The organism is Celeribacter indicus (genome assembly GCF_000819565.1).
Classification (GTDB): Bacteria; Pseudomonadota; Alphaproteobacteria; order Rhodobacterales; family Rhodobacteraceae; genus Celeribacter; species Celeribacter indicus.
This window is the reverse complement of sequence record NZ_CP004393.1, coordinates 2,295,577-2,311,608: the sequence shown is the minus strand read 5'-3', so window position 1 is coordinate 2,311,608 and position 16,032 is coordinate 2,295,577. Positions and strand designations below refer to the sequence as shown.

Sequence of the window (16,032 nt, the reverse complement as noted above, 5' to 3'; positions counted from 1 at the left end):
ATCCTTTGGTTCAGATGCGCTATGTAGCCCGTGCGCGGGCCAAACTCAATTGCCGTTTCGCGCCGCAAAGCCCGCGCGCGGGGATCATCTCGATGCGCGCGGCCTCCTGCCCGCGGGCGAGGCAGGCAGAGAGGGCTTGACCGGTCCCGACACGGCCCATGGCGCGCCGCGCCTTCTCTGCGACCCCGCCTGCGCCGGTCTCTTCCGCCCGGTCGCGGAAATGGCCGGCCGGCTCGGCCTCCGCCGCCTTGGGCATGACGCCGCGCCCCCGGCATCAGCACCCCCGTCAGGAGCCGACCGCGGCCTCCGCGGGCGGTGCCCGCGATCCGCACCGGACGTCGCCGCGAAGACGAGAAACAGCGCACGACAGTCCCTGCGCACCCGTCGCACCGGGACCGGACAACGGAAAGGCGCGCGGGACAGCCGTCTGCGCTCCCCGATCACGTCAGCGCAGGCGGCACATCCGGGCCGCCCGTGGCACGGGATCATGCGAACCGCGGCACGTGTCGCGTCGCGCATGTCGGGGGCGTTCCGACCGGAGGCCCCGAGCCTCAGAGCTTGCGCAGGTAGGTCCAGGTCGGCACATGCGCGCCGCGGGACACGGAATAGGCCTCCGCATCGCCGATATAGGCGAAGCCGCAGGCGGTGACGACGCGCGCGGAGGCCTGATTGTCCTGGAAGATCGCCGCGAACATCGTCTTGCAGGCGAGCGGGTTCGCCTCCACGATCGCGCGCAGCGCGGTGCGGGCGAGCCCCGTGCCCCAGAAGGAGGGCCCGACCCAGAAGGCAACCTCGCACTGGTCGCGGTCGAGCGGCTTGAGGGAAATCACGCCGAGCACTTCCGACAGGCCGTGATCGGAGCCGTCGAGGATCCAGACCTTTTCCTCCGTCTCGGGCTTCAGCGCACGGGCGACGAAGGCCTCCGTCGCGCCCGGCGGCATCGGGTGCGGCAGGGAGCGCGAGTTGCGCGCCACCCGCAGATCGCCCGCATACATCGACAGAAGCCCCGCATCCGACGTCCGTGGCGGGCGCAGCACGAAGCGCTCTGTCTCGATCACCTGTTGGGCGGGACGCTCCGGCGCCTCCGTCAGAACCTGCATATCCATTTCCTTCCTCCCGAAAACCTCATTCCGCGCCGCGTTGGCCGCGCCGCGAAAGCCACATGTAAGCATCCCCCGAATGTATGACAGCCCGGTTAACGCGATGTTGATCGCCCGAAGATGGCGCGAAGACCGCATCGCGACCCTGCGCACCGGGCGCCTCATATGCGAAAGGGACCGGCCTGCGCCGGTCCCCCGATGTCGTCGTCCCTGTCTCGGGGTCGGCTTACTCGGCGGCCTCCGCCACCGGAAGCACGTCCACGAAGGTGCGGTTTTTCAGACCCTTGCGGAAGGTCACCGTGCCGTCGGTGGTCGCAAAGATCGTGTGGTCGCGGCCAAGGCCGACGCCCTCGCCCGGCCAGAACTTCGTGCCGCGCTGGCGCACGATGATGTTGCCGGCGATGGCGGCCTGGCCGCCGAACAGTTTCACGCCAAGACGGCGACCGGCGGAGTCGCGACCGTTCCGGGACGAACCGCCTGCTTTCTTATGTGCCATGGTGTTCTCTCCTTACGGTAACTTACTTGGCCAGCTCTTTGGCCTGTTCAACCCATTCGGGCTTCACTTTGGTCGCTTCGACCGTGTCGGCGTCGAGCTGCGCGAGCTGCGCATAGGTGGTGATGCCGGCCTCGTTGAGCTTTTTCGCAGCGGCCGGACCGACGCCGGTGATCGCGGTGAGGTCGTCGCCCCCGGCGGCCGCCGGAGCTTCGGCCTTCGCGGCGGCCTTTTTCGGCGCCGCAGTCGCCGTCGGAGCGGCAGAGCCCGCACCCACCGCGGCCTTCACGCCGGATTTCTCCGCACCGGCTTCGAGGATGTCGGTGATGCGGAGCAGCGTGAGCTGCTGGCGGTGGCCCTTCTTGCGCTGCGAGGAGTGCTTGCGGCGACGCTTCACGTAGTGGATCAGCTTCTCGCCCTTGATCTGGTCGATCACCTCGGCCTGCACACCCGCCCCTTCGACGAGGGGGGCGCCGATGGTGCCGCCGACCATCAAAATCTCGTTGAACTGGATTTTCTCACCAGCATCGGCCGCGAGCTTTTCCACGCGCAGGACGTCGCCCGCCTGCACCTTGTATTGCTTGCCGCCGGTTTTCAGAACCGCAAACATGCAGTCTTCCTTTCGATTTACCCGCGTCCTGTGGCCCCGGTCCGTCCCGGTGTTGACTGCCTCGAACAGCGCGCCCCTCGGGGGGACGAGATTGTCATTTTCTGCCTTCCGCGGGGCCTCGCGCGCCGATGGCGACACATCCGTCCCCCGAAAAACACATCACCCGGTCGCACCATCTCGGTCCGCCGGGTGGCGCGTATATCCTGAATCGCGGCCGGAAAGTCAAGCCCGATCGGGCCGACCGCCGCCGCCGCGGCCGAAGCCCCGGCCTCAGAGCTGTTCGCCCTCGTAATCCCGCATCAGCCGTGCCGTCCCCGCCCCGAGGCCGCGGGACAGATCCTCATAGACACCGTCGAAGGCCGCGAAGAGCGCCGCGTTGAGCCGCTGGCCCGGCTCCGTCCGCGCGAAGGCGATGTAATCGGCGAATTCCGCATCGCTCAACGTGTCGTAGGCCAGGGTCGAGAACCCGTAGACCCATTCGGAGACATCGGCCCGCACCTCGGGTTCGGAAGCCCAGATCTCGCTCAGGATCTCGCCGTCCGTCATCCCCTCCTCCTGCGGCATGCCGTCCATCCAGAGGCCGCGGTAATAGGCGATGTCGCTGTTCATCGCGCCGACCACGTTGAGCTCCACCAGGTCGTTGACCTGCACATAGGATTCGATGAGCCGCGCGCGTTCGGTGTCGGGATCGAGCTCCGCCCAGGCCTCCCCCGCCGCCGCCTGCGCCTCCTCGGTCGCCAGCGCCTTGCGCGTCTCCAGTTCGAGCCGCGCGATCCGCTGGCCGAGATCGGAGCGGTAGAACTCCACCATCGGCGCGAGATCCGCGCCCTCGAGCGCCGCGCCCATCTCCCTGCGGAAGGCGCGCGCCATCACCGCCGGATCGTAGAGCCGGGTCAGCATCTCCCGCCACGCGACCTCCGGCACGCCATAGCCGGCCTCGGCGAAATCGTCCGCCATGTCGCGCCCCTCCGCCGCCAGCACCTCCGAAACCTCCCGGAAGAGCAGCGCCTCCATCAGCGCGTCGAGATCCGCCCCCTGTTTCGCGGGTTCGGCCATCGCGGCCCGGCCGGTCGCGACGGCGAGCAGCGCCACGAACAGGAAGACGGCGAGAGCCCTCAGCCCGGAGGCAGGCGATATGCGTGCGGTGTCGGTCATGTGATCCCCATTCTGCACCCAATCCGTTACCAAGAGGTAACCGAAGCCCCACGCAAAAGCCATGCGATCTTGGCCGGGGGCCGCATGCCGGCGGCGATCGGCACGGTTTCGCCCAAAAGAAAGTCACGAAAGGGGGTTGCACCGCCCCGAAAGCGCGGCTAAATCACCGCTCCAGACCCTTCGCGGAGAGGTGCCGGAGCGGTCGAACGGGGCGGTCTCGAAAACCGTTGTCCCTTCACGGGGACCCAGGGTTCGAATCCCTGTCTCTCCGCCACTTCAGTCCGCCTCTGGGCACGCCAATCGCCGCCGATTGCCGCACTTTGCCGCCCGCGAGCGTCCTCAGCAGTTCCGTTTTCGATCCCATGATGCGGATCGCATCGTCTGCGACCTCGACTCGCTGCGCCAGGGCGCGCAAATGATCCCGCCGATAGCCGCCCTCACGATCCCGGATACGGTCGCGGGCGATCTGCGAGAATTGCCGGATCATCGCCGGGCTGACGACGCTGTGACCGGGACTGTCGAGCAGCGCCTGTGCCCGGTCGGCGTCGGCCCGCGCCTGATCGCGGATGACCTTGAGGCCGGCGATGCGTTCGGTCAGCGCCGGATCGTCCAGATCGGCGACCCCCGCCTCGATGGCGTCGTAGAGACGCTTGAGGCGCAATTCCGATTCGGTGGCTCGCCGCTGCAATTCGGCGATATGCTGGCGGCGGCGCTCGGCCTGATCTTCTCGGCGGCCGAGGACGCTGCCAAGCAGCTTCTCCAGCCGGTCGGGATCGAGCAGGCGTTCCTCGATATGACCGGCAACCATGGTGTCGAGCTTGTCCATGGGGATGGCGCGCCCCTTGCAGCCGGTTTCGCCCTGACGCGCCCGGATCGAACAGGCATAGTAGCGATAGCGGCCGCTCTTGCCGGTGCGGATGGTCATCGCGCCCCCGCAATTGCCGCAATAGCAGATGCCGGTCAGCAGCGTCGGACCGATCACGACGCGCGCGGGCAATTCGGTCTTGGGGTTGCGGGCCTGTAGGAGCTTCTGCACCGCCTCGAAGGTATCGCGGTCGATGATCGGCGGCACCGGCACGATGACGATTTCATCGGCTTCCTTGTCCGCCTTGTTCTTCCGGTTCTTGCCCCATTGATGCTCGCCCATATAGGTGCGCCGGGTCAGGATGCGGTGAACCTGGCCGACGCCCCAACGGCCGCCGTCGCGGGTGAAGATGCCCTTGCCGTTCAGATGCTTGACGATGGCCTTGACGCCCATCTGGCCGGAATCGCCGTCGCCTTCCAGCGCCAGACGATAGATCAGGCGGATGGTGTCGGCGTGCAGCGGGTCGATTTCCAGCTTCTTCTTGACCTTCGCGCCGCGCTGCTCGGCCGCGACGACGCGATAACCGACCGGCGGCAGCGAGCCGTTCCAGAAGCCTTGCCGCGCGTTTTCCTTCAAGGCGCGCAGGACGTGCTTGGCGTTCTCCTTCGACTGGTATTCGTCGAACAGCGCCATGATCTGCCGCATCATGACGTGCATGGGATCGTCGCCCATCTCCTGCGTGATGGAGACGAGGCGAATGCCGTTCTTCGCCAGCTTCCTGACGTAGAACTCAAGCTCGAAGTGATCGCGGAAGAACCGCGAGAAGCTGTGGACCACGACAATATCGAAAGGCGCGGGCTTGGACGTTCCCGCCTCGATCATCCGTTGGAACTCGGGGCGGCGGTCGTTGGTCGCCGATGCGCCCGGCTCGACGAAGGTTTCCACGAGCTGATAGCCGCGAGACTCGCAATAGGCTTCGCCCTGCTTGCGCTGGTCGGGGATCGACACGTCATGTTCGGCCTGTCGGCTGGTCGAGACGCGCAGGTAGAGTGCGGCCCGCAGGGCGACATTGGGATTGTGGAGGTTCATTTGCGGGTTCCTTTCCTGCGAGGCTCGATCAGGGGCAAGACCAGTTCCACCCGGTCATGAACGAGCTTTGGGACCAGTCTCAGACCCCGGCCTTTTTCCATGCGCACAAGGCCGTATCCGACCATGGCCTTGAGGGTTCTGGACAGGTTGGACTTGGCGCGGCCGGTCATCTGCGCCAGGTCTTCCAATGAGGACGGCTGTTGTTCGTGGATGATGCGCAGCATCTCGCAATTGCTCGCTGACATGAATTTGGCGAAGGATGTCGTGGAAACGAACCAGACGGTCGGCTCGCCGGGCCTCGGCTTTTCCTCGCCACGCGCGATACGCATGGTGCGGGCCTTCATTTCCTCGGGATCGGCGATCCCGACTTTCAATGTGGACATGGCAAGACTCGATCTTCGTTCAAGGCTTTTCATTATCATAATACGATAACGATTTTAAGTCATCTGGCAAATCGAGCGAGCCGAACATCTCATCGAAAACGTCGGCGAACCAGCGCTCGAACACCTGAATCTCGGCTTCGGTGATCGGCACTTCATCGGGCCAGTCGTCGATGACCGGCAGCCGCTCGACATCGAAGAGATGGGGCCGGCGTCCACGAGGCGGACTGACGCGCGGCGTCGGATCGTCGTCGTAGTCGTAGAGATCGTCGGGGAGCGTTTTGGGGACTGGCTGGCGTGGGCGGCCCCTGCTGCAATGGCGTTTCGTGGACATGGAATCCTCCTCGTTCGCGGGATTTCCGGGGGGGCTGGAAGGCCCGGATCAGGCGAAGCATGGAGGGGGATCGGCGGCCTGTAGCGTGCCGCATTTGCGGGAGTGCGCTGGCGGCACCCCTACTGCGAATGTCGCCTCGGAGCCTTTCCGCGACATTCGATACAAACTCATGCGCGTTCGTTCGTGGGGATGGATCGGCTTTCCGAAGCGGCCAACCAGGGATTTCATAAGGGGCGTCCAACTCCCATTGGCCGGGCACTCTCACGAATCGGCAGTATCTCAATCTGTGGTATTCCGCTGAAGCGAACGACACACAGGTTGACAACGTCAACCTTACTCCCATATTGGTTGACAGTGTCAACCTGAGGGAACTTAGCATGCCTATTGCTCTCATCACCGGCGGTCACACAGGAATCGGATATTCCTGCGCGCGCCACCTCGCCTCGCACTTCAAATGGGACCTCTTGCTGGCGGGGCGCAGTCCGGCGCGGATGAAGGAAGCCGCCGCCGAATTGCGCCGCGATTTCGGGATCGAGGTGACCTGCGTCGACCTGGATACCTCCTCGCTTGCGTCCGTGCGAAAGGCCGCCGCACATGTGACCGGCCTCATGGATAACGGAGAGATCGGGCGCCTGGACGCCCTCCTCTGCAATGCGGGCGGGCGCTTTGATGGCCCGGTCGCCTTTTCGGAGGACGGGTACGAGGTGACGTTCGCCACCAACTGCCTGGGCCACTTCCTGCTTGTCGATCTTCTCAAGGACTGCATCGCGGACAATGGCCGCGTCTTGTTCACGGCCAGCGGCACCCACGATCCCGATACCGCGGACGGCAGGATGGTCGGTGCGGCGGTCGAACCGGATGCGACGGTGCTCGCCGGCATCGGCAAGGACGGCAATGCGCCGATATCGGCAGGCAAACGTTATACCACGTCGAAACTCTGCAATGTCCTGAACGCCTATGAACTGCACCGCCGCCTCCGCGCGTCGGGGCGCCCGGTCTCATCCATCGCGTTCGATCCGGGGCTTGTCTCCGGAACCGGATTTCTGCGCGGCATGCCCATGGCGGTGCAATGGCTGTCGAGAACGGCCTTCCTGAACTGGGTTTTCAGGCGTCGCGGCATCACGATGGGGTCGTTGGATTTTTCGGGTGCATCACTGGCCCGGCTCGCGGCCGATCCCGAATTTGCCGACGCCTCCGGGAAGTATTTTCAGTCCAAGGACGGAAAACTCCTGGAGACACGCTCTTCGACATTGTCGTATGACGAAACCCGCGCCGCAAGGCTCTGGAACCAGATGGACGAGCTTGCAGGGCTGCATCGGAAGGAGAATGAGATATCAACAAGACGACAGGCGAAAAGCTGATCGAGGTTGCGGCAAACCTGCTCGATTCCGGAGGTGAGAAGGCCGTAACCTTGCGCGCGGTGGGCTTGGCCGCCGGCTTGTCCCATAACGCACCCTACAAGCATTTTGCCAGTCGCAATGCCCTCCTTGCAGCAGTGGCTGCTGCTTCCTTCGAAGACCTCGCAGAAGCGGCAGATGCTATTCGCACATCATCCCGGCCGCCTGCCGAGAAGATGTCACAAGCCATCAGGCTCATCATCGACTACAGCCGCCAGCGGCCCGCCCGATACAGATTGTTGTTCAACAATCCCGACACCGCCGCCGGCGGCGGTGAGCTGAATGCCAAGGCCCTGGCAACCTTCGAGCAATTCCGTTCGATCGTGCAGGAATGTCAGGAAGCGGGCGTTCTGCCCGACACCCCCAGTCAGGCCCTGGCCAGCCTCATCTTTGCCAGCGCCCAAGGTCTTCTGGCGATGGAAGGCAATGGACAGATGCACCCGGACAAGGGCCTCTCGAATGTCGAGACCAGCATGGAGCTGTTGCTCAATCTCCTCCACCCCGGAAAGTATCCCCGGACATAAACCGTTGGAGAGGTTCATCGGGACGGTGGGGTCTGGGCTTTCGTTCCCGACGCCGCGAAAGTTCGCTTTGTCCCTGACAGCCGCCATTCATCCCGCCGCGCCACCTCCTTCCCGCCTCGCCTTGGCGAAACCGCGATCCGTGGCGATGAACCGCTCCAGCATGGGCACGATCAGCCTGACGGGATCAGCGGCGGCTTGGCCGCTCTCGCGGGCCAGGACTTCGGCATAGGCGGCAAGATCGCGGTGGAGCGGCGCGGGCAGCTCTACCGTGACTTTCACGGGCTTGTCGTCGGGGATTGCGCCGAGTTTCAGCTTGGTCATGGTCAACCTCCTGTCTGCTCGAATACTAAATCGCGGGTAACAATTATCCTGAGCGGGAAGCCCGGTCGGATGGTGAGCGTAGGCGCGACCTGCAACTGGCGCTGGACGATCTGCTGGCCGGCCTGATTGACGGTATCCTGCGCGCCGTCGCGGATGGCGCGGATCAGCCGGTCCTCGTCACTTGTCGCAAGCTCCGTGCCGACCGCGAGCAGCGTGGAGAGGCCAGCCGCTTTCATCAGATCCCACCAGTGATAATCGACGCCATCCTCAAGGCCGGCGTAGCCGCTGGCGTCCGTGCCCGGCAGGCGCTCAAGGACGATGGAACGGCCGCCCGGCAGGATCAGGCGATTCCAGACAAGCAGGACGCGGCGCTGGCCGAAGGTCACGCCGTCGTCATACTGGCCGATGATGCGGGTTCCTTGCGGGATCAGGAGCAGGCTGCCGGTCGGGCTGTCATAGACGTTCTCGGTGACTTGCGCTGTTGTCTGGCCCGGAAGGTCGGAACGGATGCCGGTGATGAGCGCGGCCGGGATCACGGCCCCAGCCTGAAGTATCCAGGGCGATGCGGGCGGCGTGACACGATCCGGCGCGACGGTCTGCCGGTCAACCGGGCCGCCTAGGAAGGCGGCATGACGATTTTGGCCTGCGGTTCCGTCCGGTTGACCGCCGAGACCGGCCAGGCCGGGCATGGCCGTTCCGGCTGTCGATCCGGGACGCGGGCCGGTCTGGAAGAACACGTTGCTCAGGCGCGCGGCCTCTTCCTCGGCGCGGCGGCGTTCTTCCTCTGGATCGACCGCGGGCGTTGTGATCGCAGGCGTTGCGACCGGCTGGCCCCGGTTCTGCGCGTCGAGGATCGGACGGCCAAGGTCGCCGGGCAGCGCGGGGCCGAGCACCGGGCCGGTGTAGTCGGAGGGCAAGCCCGTGAGTCCGTCCGCCGTGGGCCGGTTTTCTGTCGAATAGAGTTCTTCGCCGCCCGGTCCTGCATCGCGGGTCTGGAGCGCGTAGATCAGCGCGCCGCCGATGCCGAGCAAGGCGACAGCGCCAACGCCTGCCAGCATCTTGCGCGACAGGCGCGTGACACGGGGCGGTTCTGCGCGCAGCCGCATGGGCGCTGTGGTGTCGGTGATCGGGTTGTCTGTCATGACGGCGAGTCTCCGGTGGCTGCGGGCTGAGCGGCGGCCTGTCGTTGCTCTATACGGACGATCCTGACGACCTGCTGGCGGTTGCCGCCGAGGCGCAGTTCGGCCGCGCCAAACAGACGGTCCACGATCAGGACGTTCCGGTAGATGCGGGAATTGACGATCTGCGGCTCGCCGTCCGACCCGAGCACGAAGATGGGCGGCATTTCGCCCTGCACGATCCCGCGCGGGAAGACGACATAGACGCGCCGGCCATCGTCGAAAACGGAAACCGGCCGCCATGGCGGGCTGTCGCCCTGCACCTGCAATCCGTAGCGATAGTTCCGCGCCGCCTCGGCCGGGATGACCGGCGCGGCCGGGACGGCCCGGTGCTGGCCTGCCGGTGGCGCTGGATAGGCCCAGGCCACGGCGGGCATGTAGAGCGCGTCCCGCGCGCGCAGCTCGATCATGTAGGTTCGCCGGTCGGTGGTCACGACAAGGTTGGTCGAGATGTCGTCGCGGGTCGGTTTCACGAGGATATGGACGCGCCGGTTGGCACCGCTGCCGCTCTCGGTGTCGCCGATGATCCAGCGGGCGGTGTCGCCGGCGGCGATCGGTCCCGCGCCGGTCAGGCTTTCGCCCGGCTCCAATGCGATATTGGTGATCTGACCAGGGGCGGCATAGACCTGATAGAGCGCGCCTTCCGACCACGGGTATATCTGGATGGCGTTGTAATAGCCTTCGCGGCGCGGCTCGACGCGGGCGGCGGCGTTGGCGTTCTCGACGCGGCCGGTCGGTGTGCCCGCCCTCTCGCCGCCTCGCGCGACGGTCCATGCCGGTGGGACGTGCAGCGGTCGGGGCCGGTCCTCAGTCGAAGTCGCAGGCGGCGTCGACAGCGGCGGCACGGCGTCGTCATAGGAGAATTGCGGCGTCCGGTTGGTGGCGCAGCCGGCCAGCACGGTCGCGGAAAGCAGCAATGCCGCCAGTGCGGGTTTACGGAAAACCGGAAAGCCGGCTTTACGGAACGTCGTGCTGGTCATTGGCTCATCTCCCGCGACCATGAGATTGCATTGACGTAGATGCCGAGCGGATTGGCGCGCAGCCTCTCGGCGTCGCGCGGCGGCTGGATCACGATGGTCAGGATCGCGGTCCATCGCTCGGTGCCGGAAAGCTGGCCGTTTTCGTAATGGCGTTCGGTCCAGGCAATACGGAAGGAATCCGGCGATGCCCGGATGACGCTGGACACATCGACGGCGATCTGTTGGCGGCCGACGCGCGTGAACGGATCGTTGGCGCGGGCATAGTCGTTCAGGGCCGCAGCGCCCCGGTCGGTGGTGAACTCGTAGGCGCGAAGCCAGTTCTGCCGGACGATGATCGCATCGGCCGGGATCGCGCGGACCTGCTCGATGAAACGGCCGAGATGGAACGCGATCTGCGGATCGGTCGGGCGATAGTCGGCGTTCGCCGGTGCGACGGTCTGGGCCTCGCCGAGCGCATCGACCTGCACGACCCAGGGCACAACGGTCCCGCGCGCCGATTGCCATACGAGGGCAGCAGCGAAACCCATTGAAAGGATCAGCGAACCGAAGGCCATATAGCGCCAGTTGCGGGCCTGCACGCGGGCCGAGCCGATACGCTCGTCCCAGACCTGCGCGGCCTTCTGATACGGGGTCTCGGGTTCCGGCGTCTTGCCGTAATGGGCTGCGGGTCGTTTGAAGATGCTCATGAGCGGTCACTTTCGGAAAGGTTGACGGAAGAGCCGGGGCCGTGGCTGTCGCCGGAGCGGACGGCGTGCGCGGCCATGGTCGTGCCGTGGTTCATGGCCTGCGAGCGCCGCATCCGTTGCGCCCATGCGGGCGGACTGCCGGCCGGGCCGGAAGGCGCAGCGGCGGGATCGGCGCTCGCGCCGCCGACCGTGCCCATGGAGGACGTGCCGCCCGTCGCGCCAAAGCCGGCCCGTGCGCCTTCGGTGAAGCTGGATGTGACAGATTCGCTGGCGCGCGCGGCGGCGCGCTTGAGCGGCGAGATAGCGGCCGATCCTGCCGCGCGGGCGACACCGCCAAGGCCGGAGGCGACGCCGGTCGCGCCGGTCTGGCCGAGCGAGCCGAGGCTGTAGGCTGCGGAAGCGGCTCCTGCGGCCGTCGCGCCGCCGCGAACGGCCGCGGCCGCGCCGGACAAAGCGGCTGCGCCGCCTTTTGCGCCGAGCATCGCCGCGCCACCCGCCGCCGCGCCGCCCGCCAGCGCCATGCCGCCGGCGGCGAGGCCGGTGCCCACGGCCGCGCCCGCGCCGAGCTGGGGGCCGCCCGAGACAAGGCCGGTGGCGATGCCGGGTCCGAAGATGCCGAGGCCGAGCAGCGACAGGGCTGCCAGCACGATCGCCATGGCGTCGTCGATGGTCGGGGTCGCGCCGCCGAAACCGGCCGTGAATTGCGAGAACAGCGTCGAGCCGATGCCGATGATGACGGCCAACACCAGAACCTTGATGCCGGAAGAGATTACGTTGCCAAGCACACGCTCGGCCATGAAGGCGGTCTTGCCGAACAGGCCGAAGGGGATCAGCACGAAGCCGGCCAGCGTGGTCAGCTTGAACTCGATCAGCGTGACGAAGAGCTGCACGGCGAGGATGAAGAAGGCGAGGATCACCAGCGCCCAGGCGAACAGCAGGCAGGCGATCTGGATGAAGTTCTCGAAGAACGACCAGTAGCCCATGAGGTCGGAAATGGAATCGAGCAATGGTCGGCCGGCATCGAGGCCGGTCTGTGCCACCCGGCCTGGCCGCATGAGGTCGGCAGCGGAAAAGCCCGTGCCCGACGCCATGAGACCGAGACCGGCGAATGAGTCGAAGACGATGCGGGCGAGGTTGTTCCAGTTGCCGATGATGTAGGCGAAGACACCGACGAACAGGGTCTTCTTGACCAGCCTTGCGATAATGTCGTCATCCGCGCCCCAGGCCCAGAAGAGCGCGGCAAGCGTCACGTCGATGACGATCAGGGTGGTGGCGATAAACGCCACTTCCCCACCGAGCAGGCCGAAGCCGGAATCTATGTAGCTGGTGAAGACCCCAAGAAACGAGTCGATGACGCCGGTTCCGCCCATGGATCACTGTTCCTCGTTCTGTCGCGGAGCGGTCTGCGCGGGCGTCCGGCCAAGAAAGCGGTCGCGGCTCTCGGCCCATGCGGCGAGACAAGCCGGATCGCTCGTCGCCGTTTCCCCAAGCTGCTGGCACCGGCGGAGCGTCGCGCGGAGCGGATCGGTCGGTGGTTGCAGCGCCGGTGCGGTGCTGGCCGGCGCGGGATCGTCCTTGCGGGCCATCTCGATCACTGTGGCGGTGATGGCGATGGCGACGAATACGACAGCCCCGAGCCGGGCCAGCATCTTGCCGTCCATGGCGAGCCTCCCGGTCAGTTGTTGCCGTTGAACATCTGCGCATTGCCCGGCTGGTAGCCGCTGCCGGGGGTCAGGAAGCGCTCGCGCTGGACGCGGCCCTGTTCGGCGGCCGTGGCGCGCTCGGCCTCGATCAGCGCTTCCGACCGGCCGTTGGCGGCAAGCATGGCGATCAGGTCGGAAAGCTGCTGCGACTGGAGGGCGAGGATCTGATTGCCGGCCTGCGTGGCCTGTAATGCGCCGGTCGCGCCCTGGCTCCGGCCGACGAGCGCGGCCATCTCGGCGCGGTTGCTGTCGATATTGCCGACGACACCGGCTTGCACCTTCATGGCGTCTTGCAAGCCGCCGACCGTGTTTTGCCAACGGTCGCGCGCATCGGCGACAAGCTGGGCGTCGGTCGCCGACTGCGAGACGTTGCCGTATTGCTGCTGAAACGCCTGGTCGATGTTTTGCACATCGAACGCGATGTTCTGCGCGTCGCTGAGAAGCTGCTGGGTGCGGCTGACGTTCTGCTGGAGCTGCTGGAGCGCGCTGTATGGCAGGCTCGCCAGATTCCTCGCCTGGTTGATAAGCATCTGCGCTTCGTTTTGGAGGCTGGTGATCTGGTTGTTGATCTGCTCCAGCGTCCGGGCCGCCGTGAGGACGTTCTGCGCGTAGTTGCTCGGATCATAGACGATGCGGCCGAAGCCGAATTGCGCATGGGCCGGGCTTGCCAGCATAGGCGACAGCGCGACGGGCACGGCGAGCGCCAGCGCGAGGGCCGAAGCCCCGACGATCTTGGGATGGGTCATGGAAGAATCTCCTGTGTGGGGTGGGTATCGAGCCGGGCCGGCGCGGCGAATTCCGGCCGGTCGGCAAGATTGGTGAGGTTGGGGATCAGCTCGGCCGCCCAATCGACGCCGCGCTCGCGCAGCCATGCGGCGAGGAAACCATCGCGGCCGTGCTCCGCAACGATCTGCGCAATGAGGGTCTGGTCGGATTTGGCGGATGCGGCGCAGAGCGCGAGGCCGACTTCGGACAGGCCCAGCTCGAACAGGCGATTGCCCCTGCGGCTTTGGCAGTAATAATCCCGCTTGGGCGTGGCCCGTGCTAGGATTTCGATCTGCCTGTCATTGAGGCCGAAGCGGCGATAGATGGCCGTGATCTGCGGCTCGATGGCGCGCTCGTTCGGCAGCAAGAGCCGGGTCGGGCAGCTTTCGATAATCGCGGGCGCGATGTTGCTGCCGTCAATGTCGGACAGGCTTTGCGTGGCGAAGATGACGCTGGCGTTCTTCTTGCGCAGCGTTTTTAGCCATTCGCGGAGCTGGCCGGCGAACCCCTCGTCGTCCAGCGCAAGCCAACCCTCGTCGATGATGAGCAGCGTCGGCCGCCCATCGAGCCGATCGCCGATGCGATGGAACAGATAGGCGAGCACGGCCGGGGCCGCGCCGGTCCCGACAAGCCCCTCGATCTCGAACGCCTGCACGTCCGCCGCGCCAAGATGTTCCGTCTCGGCGTCGAGCAACCGGCCATAGGCGCCGCCGACGCAATAAGGCCGAAGGGCTTGTTTGAGGTCGTTGCTTTGCAGCAGGACCGCGAGGCCGGTGATGGTGCGCTCGCCGACCGGCGCGGACGCAAGCGAAGTCAGCGCCGTCCAGATGTGCTCTTTCACCTCCGGCGTGATCGCCAGCCCCTCGCGCATGAGGATGGCCGCAATCCAGTCCGCCGCCCATGCGCGTTCATAGGTATCGTGGATGCGGCCAAGCGGCTGGAGCGAGACGGAGGCCTCGTCCCCTTCCGTGAGGCCGCCGCCCAAATCGTGCCAATCCCCGCCCATGGCGAGCGCGGCGGCGCGGATGCTACCGCCGAAGTCGAAGGCGAAAACCTGCGATCCCGCATAGCGCCGGAACTGCAAGGCCATGAGGGCGAGCAGCACGGATTTGCCCGCGCCGGTCGGGCCGACGACAAGGGTGTGCCCTACGTCGCCGACATGCAGACTTAGCCGGAACGGGGTTGAGCCTTCGGTCTTTCCAAAGAGCAAAGGGGGCGCACCGAAATGCTCGTCCCGTTCCGGCCCCGCCCACACCGCCGAAAGCGGGATCATGTGGGCGAGATTCAAAGTGCTGATGGGTGGCTGGCGGACATTGGCGTAGGCGTGTCCGGGCAGGCTGCCGAGCCATGCGTCAACCGCGTTGACGCTCTCGGGCATGGCGGTGAAGTCGCGGCCCTGAACGATCTTCTCGACCAGGCGCAGCTTCTCGTCGGCAATGCGCGGGTCGGTATCCCAAACGGTGACGGTCGCCGTGACATAGGCCATGCCCGCCACGTCTGCCCCAAGCTCCTGCAAGGCCATGTCGGCGTCGAGCGCCTTGTTCGCCGCGTCGGTATCCACGAGCGCGGACGCCTCGTTCGTCATCACCTCTTTCAGAATTGCCGCGACGCTCTTGCGCTTGGCGAACCATTGCCGCCTGATCCTGGTGAGCAGTCGCGTCGCATCGGTCTTGTCGAGCAGGATCGCGCGGGTGCTCCATCGATACGGAAACGCCAGCCGGTTCAAATCGTCGAGCAGGCCCGGCGTCGTCGCGGTCGGGAATCCCACGATGGTCAGCACGCGCAGATGCGCGTCGCCAAGGCGCGGTTCCAGCCCGCCAGTCAACGGCTGGTCGGCGAGCAGCGCGTCGAGGTGCATGGGCACCTCGGGCACGCGCACGCGATGGCGGTTGATCGAGATGGTGGAATGGAGATAGGTCAGCGTCGCGCCGTCATCGAGCCAGCGGCACTCGGGCATGAAGCCGTCGAGCAGCGCGAGAACGCGGTCGGTGCGGTCGATGAAGCCGCGCAGCAGCTCCCACGGGTCCACGCCCGTTTTCTCGCGGCCCTCATAGAGCCATGTTTCTGCGCGGGCGGCTTCCTCGGCCGGGGGCAGCCAGAGGAAGGTCAGGAAGTAGCCCGACACGAAATGCGTGCCGTTCGGCCGGTGATCGTCCCACCGGGACGATCCCTCGTCGGCCTCACCCTCGAAATCGGCTTTCCGCTCCGCATCGACCAGCGCCGATGCGGGATCGGGAAATGTGCTGTCCGGATAGGTCGAGGACGGATTGCGCTGCGCCTCGACGAAGATGCTCCAGCCGGAGCCGAGACGGCGCACTGCGTTGTTGATGCGGCCGGCAACGGCGACCAGCTCGGCCGCGACGGCGGAATCCAGATCGGGACCACGAAACTTCGCCGTCCTCTGGAAACTGCCGTCCTTGTTGAGCACGACGCCTTGGCCGACCAGCGCGGCCCATGGCAGATAATCGGCGAGCTGGGTGGCGGTGCGGCGGTATTCGGCAAGGTTCATCAT

The 16,032-nt window shown here is 66.1% G+C and carries 18 protein-coding genes and 1 tRNA gene; 3 read left to right on the top strand and 16 right to left on the bottom strand.

The features are described from left to right. Positions 1–19: 19 nt before the first annotated feature. From P73_RS11645 to P73_RS11625, 5 genes are all read right to left on the bottom strand, one after another. Positions 20–256, bottom strand: coding sequence for a hypothetical protein (locus tag P73_RS11645; protein WP_043869679.1), 237 nt, complete (start codon positions 254–256; stop codon positions 20–22). A gap of 295 nt (positions 257–551) precedes the next feature. Continuing rightward, on the bottom strand, positions 552–1,100 hold the full coding sequence (locus tag P73_RS11640; RefSeq protein WP_052453214.1) for a GNAT family N-acetyltransferase: 549 nt from the start codon (positions 1,098–1,100) through the stop codon (positions 552–554). Between the two features lie 226 nt (positions 1,101–1,326). Next, the gene (gene rpmA, locus P73_RS11635) at positions 1,327–1,596 is read right to left on the bottom strand and encodes a 50S ribosomal protein L27 (RefSeq protein ID WP_043869678.1); all 270 of its coding nucleotides are present in this window, start codon (positions 1,594–1,596) and stop codon (positions 1,327–1,329) included. A gap of 22 nt (positions 1,597–1,618) precedes the next feature. Beyond that, positions 1,619–2,203 (bottom strand): 50S ribosomal protein L21, encoded by a 585-nt coding sequence (locus tag P73_RS11630; RefSeq protein WP_043869677.1) that lies wholly within the window; start codon positions 2,201–2,203, stop codon positions 1,619–1,621. Positions 2,204–2,473: 270 nt separating this feature from the next. Beyond that, entirely contained in the window at positions 2,474–3,358 is an 885-nt protein-coding gene (locus P73_RS11625; RefSeq protein WP_052453213.1) for a DUF2059 domain-containing protein, read from the bottom strand. A 184-nt stretch (positions 3,359–3,542) separates the two neighbouring features. Between P73_RS11625 and P73_RS11620 the strand changes: the two genes are divergently transcribed. After that, positions 3,543–3,632: transfer RNA gene (locus tag P73_RS11620), tRNA-Ser, on the top strand. Here the strand turns inward: P73_RS11620 and P73_RS24965 are convergent. The 3 genes from P73_RS24965 to P73_RS11605 are packed head-to-tail and all read right to left on the bottom strand — an operon-like array spanning position 3,594 to position 5,966. Next, the gene (locus tag P73_RS24965) at positions 3,594–5,252 is read right to left on the bottom strand and encodes a recombinase family protein (RefSeq protein ID WP_074743233.1); all 1,659 of its coding nucleotides are present in this window, start codon (positions 5,250–5,252) and stop codon (positions 3,594–3,596) included. The two genes, P73_RS11620 and P73_RS24965, sit on opposite strands and share 39 nt — an antisense overlap. Beyond that, a complete protein-coding gene (locus P73_RS24410; RefSeq protein WP_052453212.1) occupies positions 5,249–5,635 on the bottom strand; it encodes an HVO_A0114 family putative DNA-binding protein in 387 nt (128 codons plus the stop codon). The genes P73_RS24965 and P73_RS24410 overlap by 4 nt, the downstream gene beginning before the upstream one ends. A 19-nt stretch (positions 5,636–5,654) precedes the next feature. Then, positions 5,655–5,966, bottom strand: a complete 312-nt coding sequence (locus tag P73_RS11605; RefSeq protein ID WP_043869674.1) for a hypothetical protein — start codon at positions 5,964–5,966, stop codon at positions 5,655–5,657. A 377-nt stretch (positions 5,967–6,343) separates the two neighbouring features. On the opposite strand from P73_RS11605, the gene P73_RS11600 reads away from it, so the two are divergent. After that, the gene (locus P73_RS11600; RefSeq protein WP_043869673.1) at positions 6,344–7,327 is read left to right on the top strand and encodes an SDR family NAD(P)-dependent oxidoreductase; all 984 of its coding nucleotides are present in this window, start codon (positions 6,344–6,346) and stop codon (positions 7,325–7,327) included. Between the two features lie 50 nt (positions 7,328–7,377). Further along, the gene (locus P73_RS26320; protein WP_074743235.1) at positions 7,378–7,887 is read left to right on the top strand and encodes a TetR/AcrR family transcriptional regulator; all 510 of its coding nucleotides are present in this window, start codon (positions 7,378–7,380) and stop codon (positions 7,885–7,887) included. An 87-nt stretch (positions 7,888–7,974) separates the two neighbouring features. On the opposite strand, the gene P73_RS11590 is transcribed toward P73_RS26320, so the two are convergent. Genes P73_RS11590 through trbE form a run of 8 tightly spaced genes read right to left on the bottom strand, consistent with a single transcriptional unit; the run spans position 7,975 to position 16,032 of the window. Beyond that, positions 7,975–8,208, bottom strand: coding sequence for a DUF2274 domain-containing protein (locus tag P73_RS11590; protein WP_043869671.1), 234 nt, complete (start codon positions 8,206–8,208; stop codon positions 7,975–7,977). Positions 8,209–8,210: 2 nt separating this feature from the next. Continuing rightward, positions 8,211–9,350: a TraB/TrbI/VirB10 family type IV secretion system protein gene (locus tag P73_RS11585; protein ID WP_043869670.1), complete on the bottom strand. Its 1,140-nt coding sequence runs from the start codon at positions 9,348–9,350 to the stop codon at positions 8,211–8,213. Beyond that, on the bottom strand, positions 9,347–10,366 hold the full coding sequence (gene trbG / locus P73_RS11580; RefSeq protein WP_043869669.1) for a P-type conjugative transfer protein TrbG: 1,020 nt from the start codon (positions 10,364–10,366) through the stop codon (positions 9,347–9,349). Before trbG ends, P73_RS11585 begins: the two co-directional genes overlap by 4 nt. Continuing rightward, positions 10,363–11,052: a conjugal transfer protein TrbF gene (gene trbF, locus P73_RS11575; protein ID WP_043869668.1), complete on the bottom strand. Its 690-nt coding sequence runs from the start codon at positions 11,050–11,052 to the stop codon at positions 10,363–10,365. Before trbF ends, trbG begins: the two co-directional genes overlap by 4 nt. Beyond that, on the bottom strand, positions 11,049–12,422 hold the full coding sequence (gene trbL / locus P73_RS11570) for a P-type conjugative transfer protein TrbL (RefSeq protein ID WP_043869667.1): 1,374 nt from the start codon (positions 12,420–12,422) through the stop codon (positions 11,049–11,051). Before trbL ends, trbF begins: the two co-directional genes overlap by 4 nt. Positions 12,423–12,425: 3 nt before the next feature. Then, positions 12,426–12,713 (bottom strand): putative entry exclusion protein TrbK-alt, encoded by a 288-nt coding sequence (trbK-alt, locus tag P73_RS11565; RefSeq protein WP_043869666.1) that lies wholly within the window; start codon positions 12,711–12,713, stop codon positions 12,426–12,428. A 14-nt stretch (positions 12,714–12,727) separates the two neighbouring features. After that, positions 12,728–13,501: a P-type conjugative transfer protein TrbJ gene (trbJ, locus tag P73_RS11560; protein ID WP_052453211.1), complete on the bottom strand. Its 774-nt coding sequence runs from the start codon at positions 13,499–13,501 to the stop codon at positions 12,728–12,730. Then, complete coding sequence (trbE, locus tag P73_RS11555) at positions 13,498–16,032, bottom strand: conjugal transfer protein TrbE (RefSeq protein ID WP_043869665.1); 2,535 nt, start codon at positions 16,030–16,032, stop codon at positions 13,498–13,500. Before trbE ends, trbJ begins: the two co-directional genes overlap by 4 nt.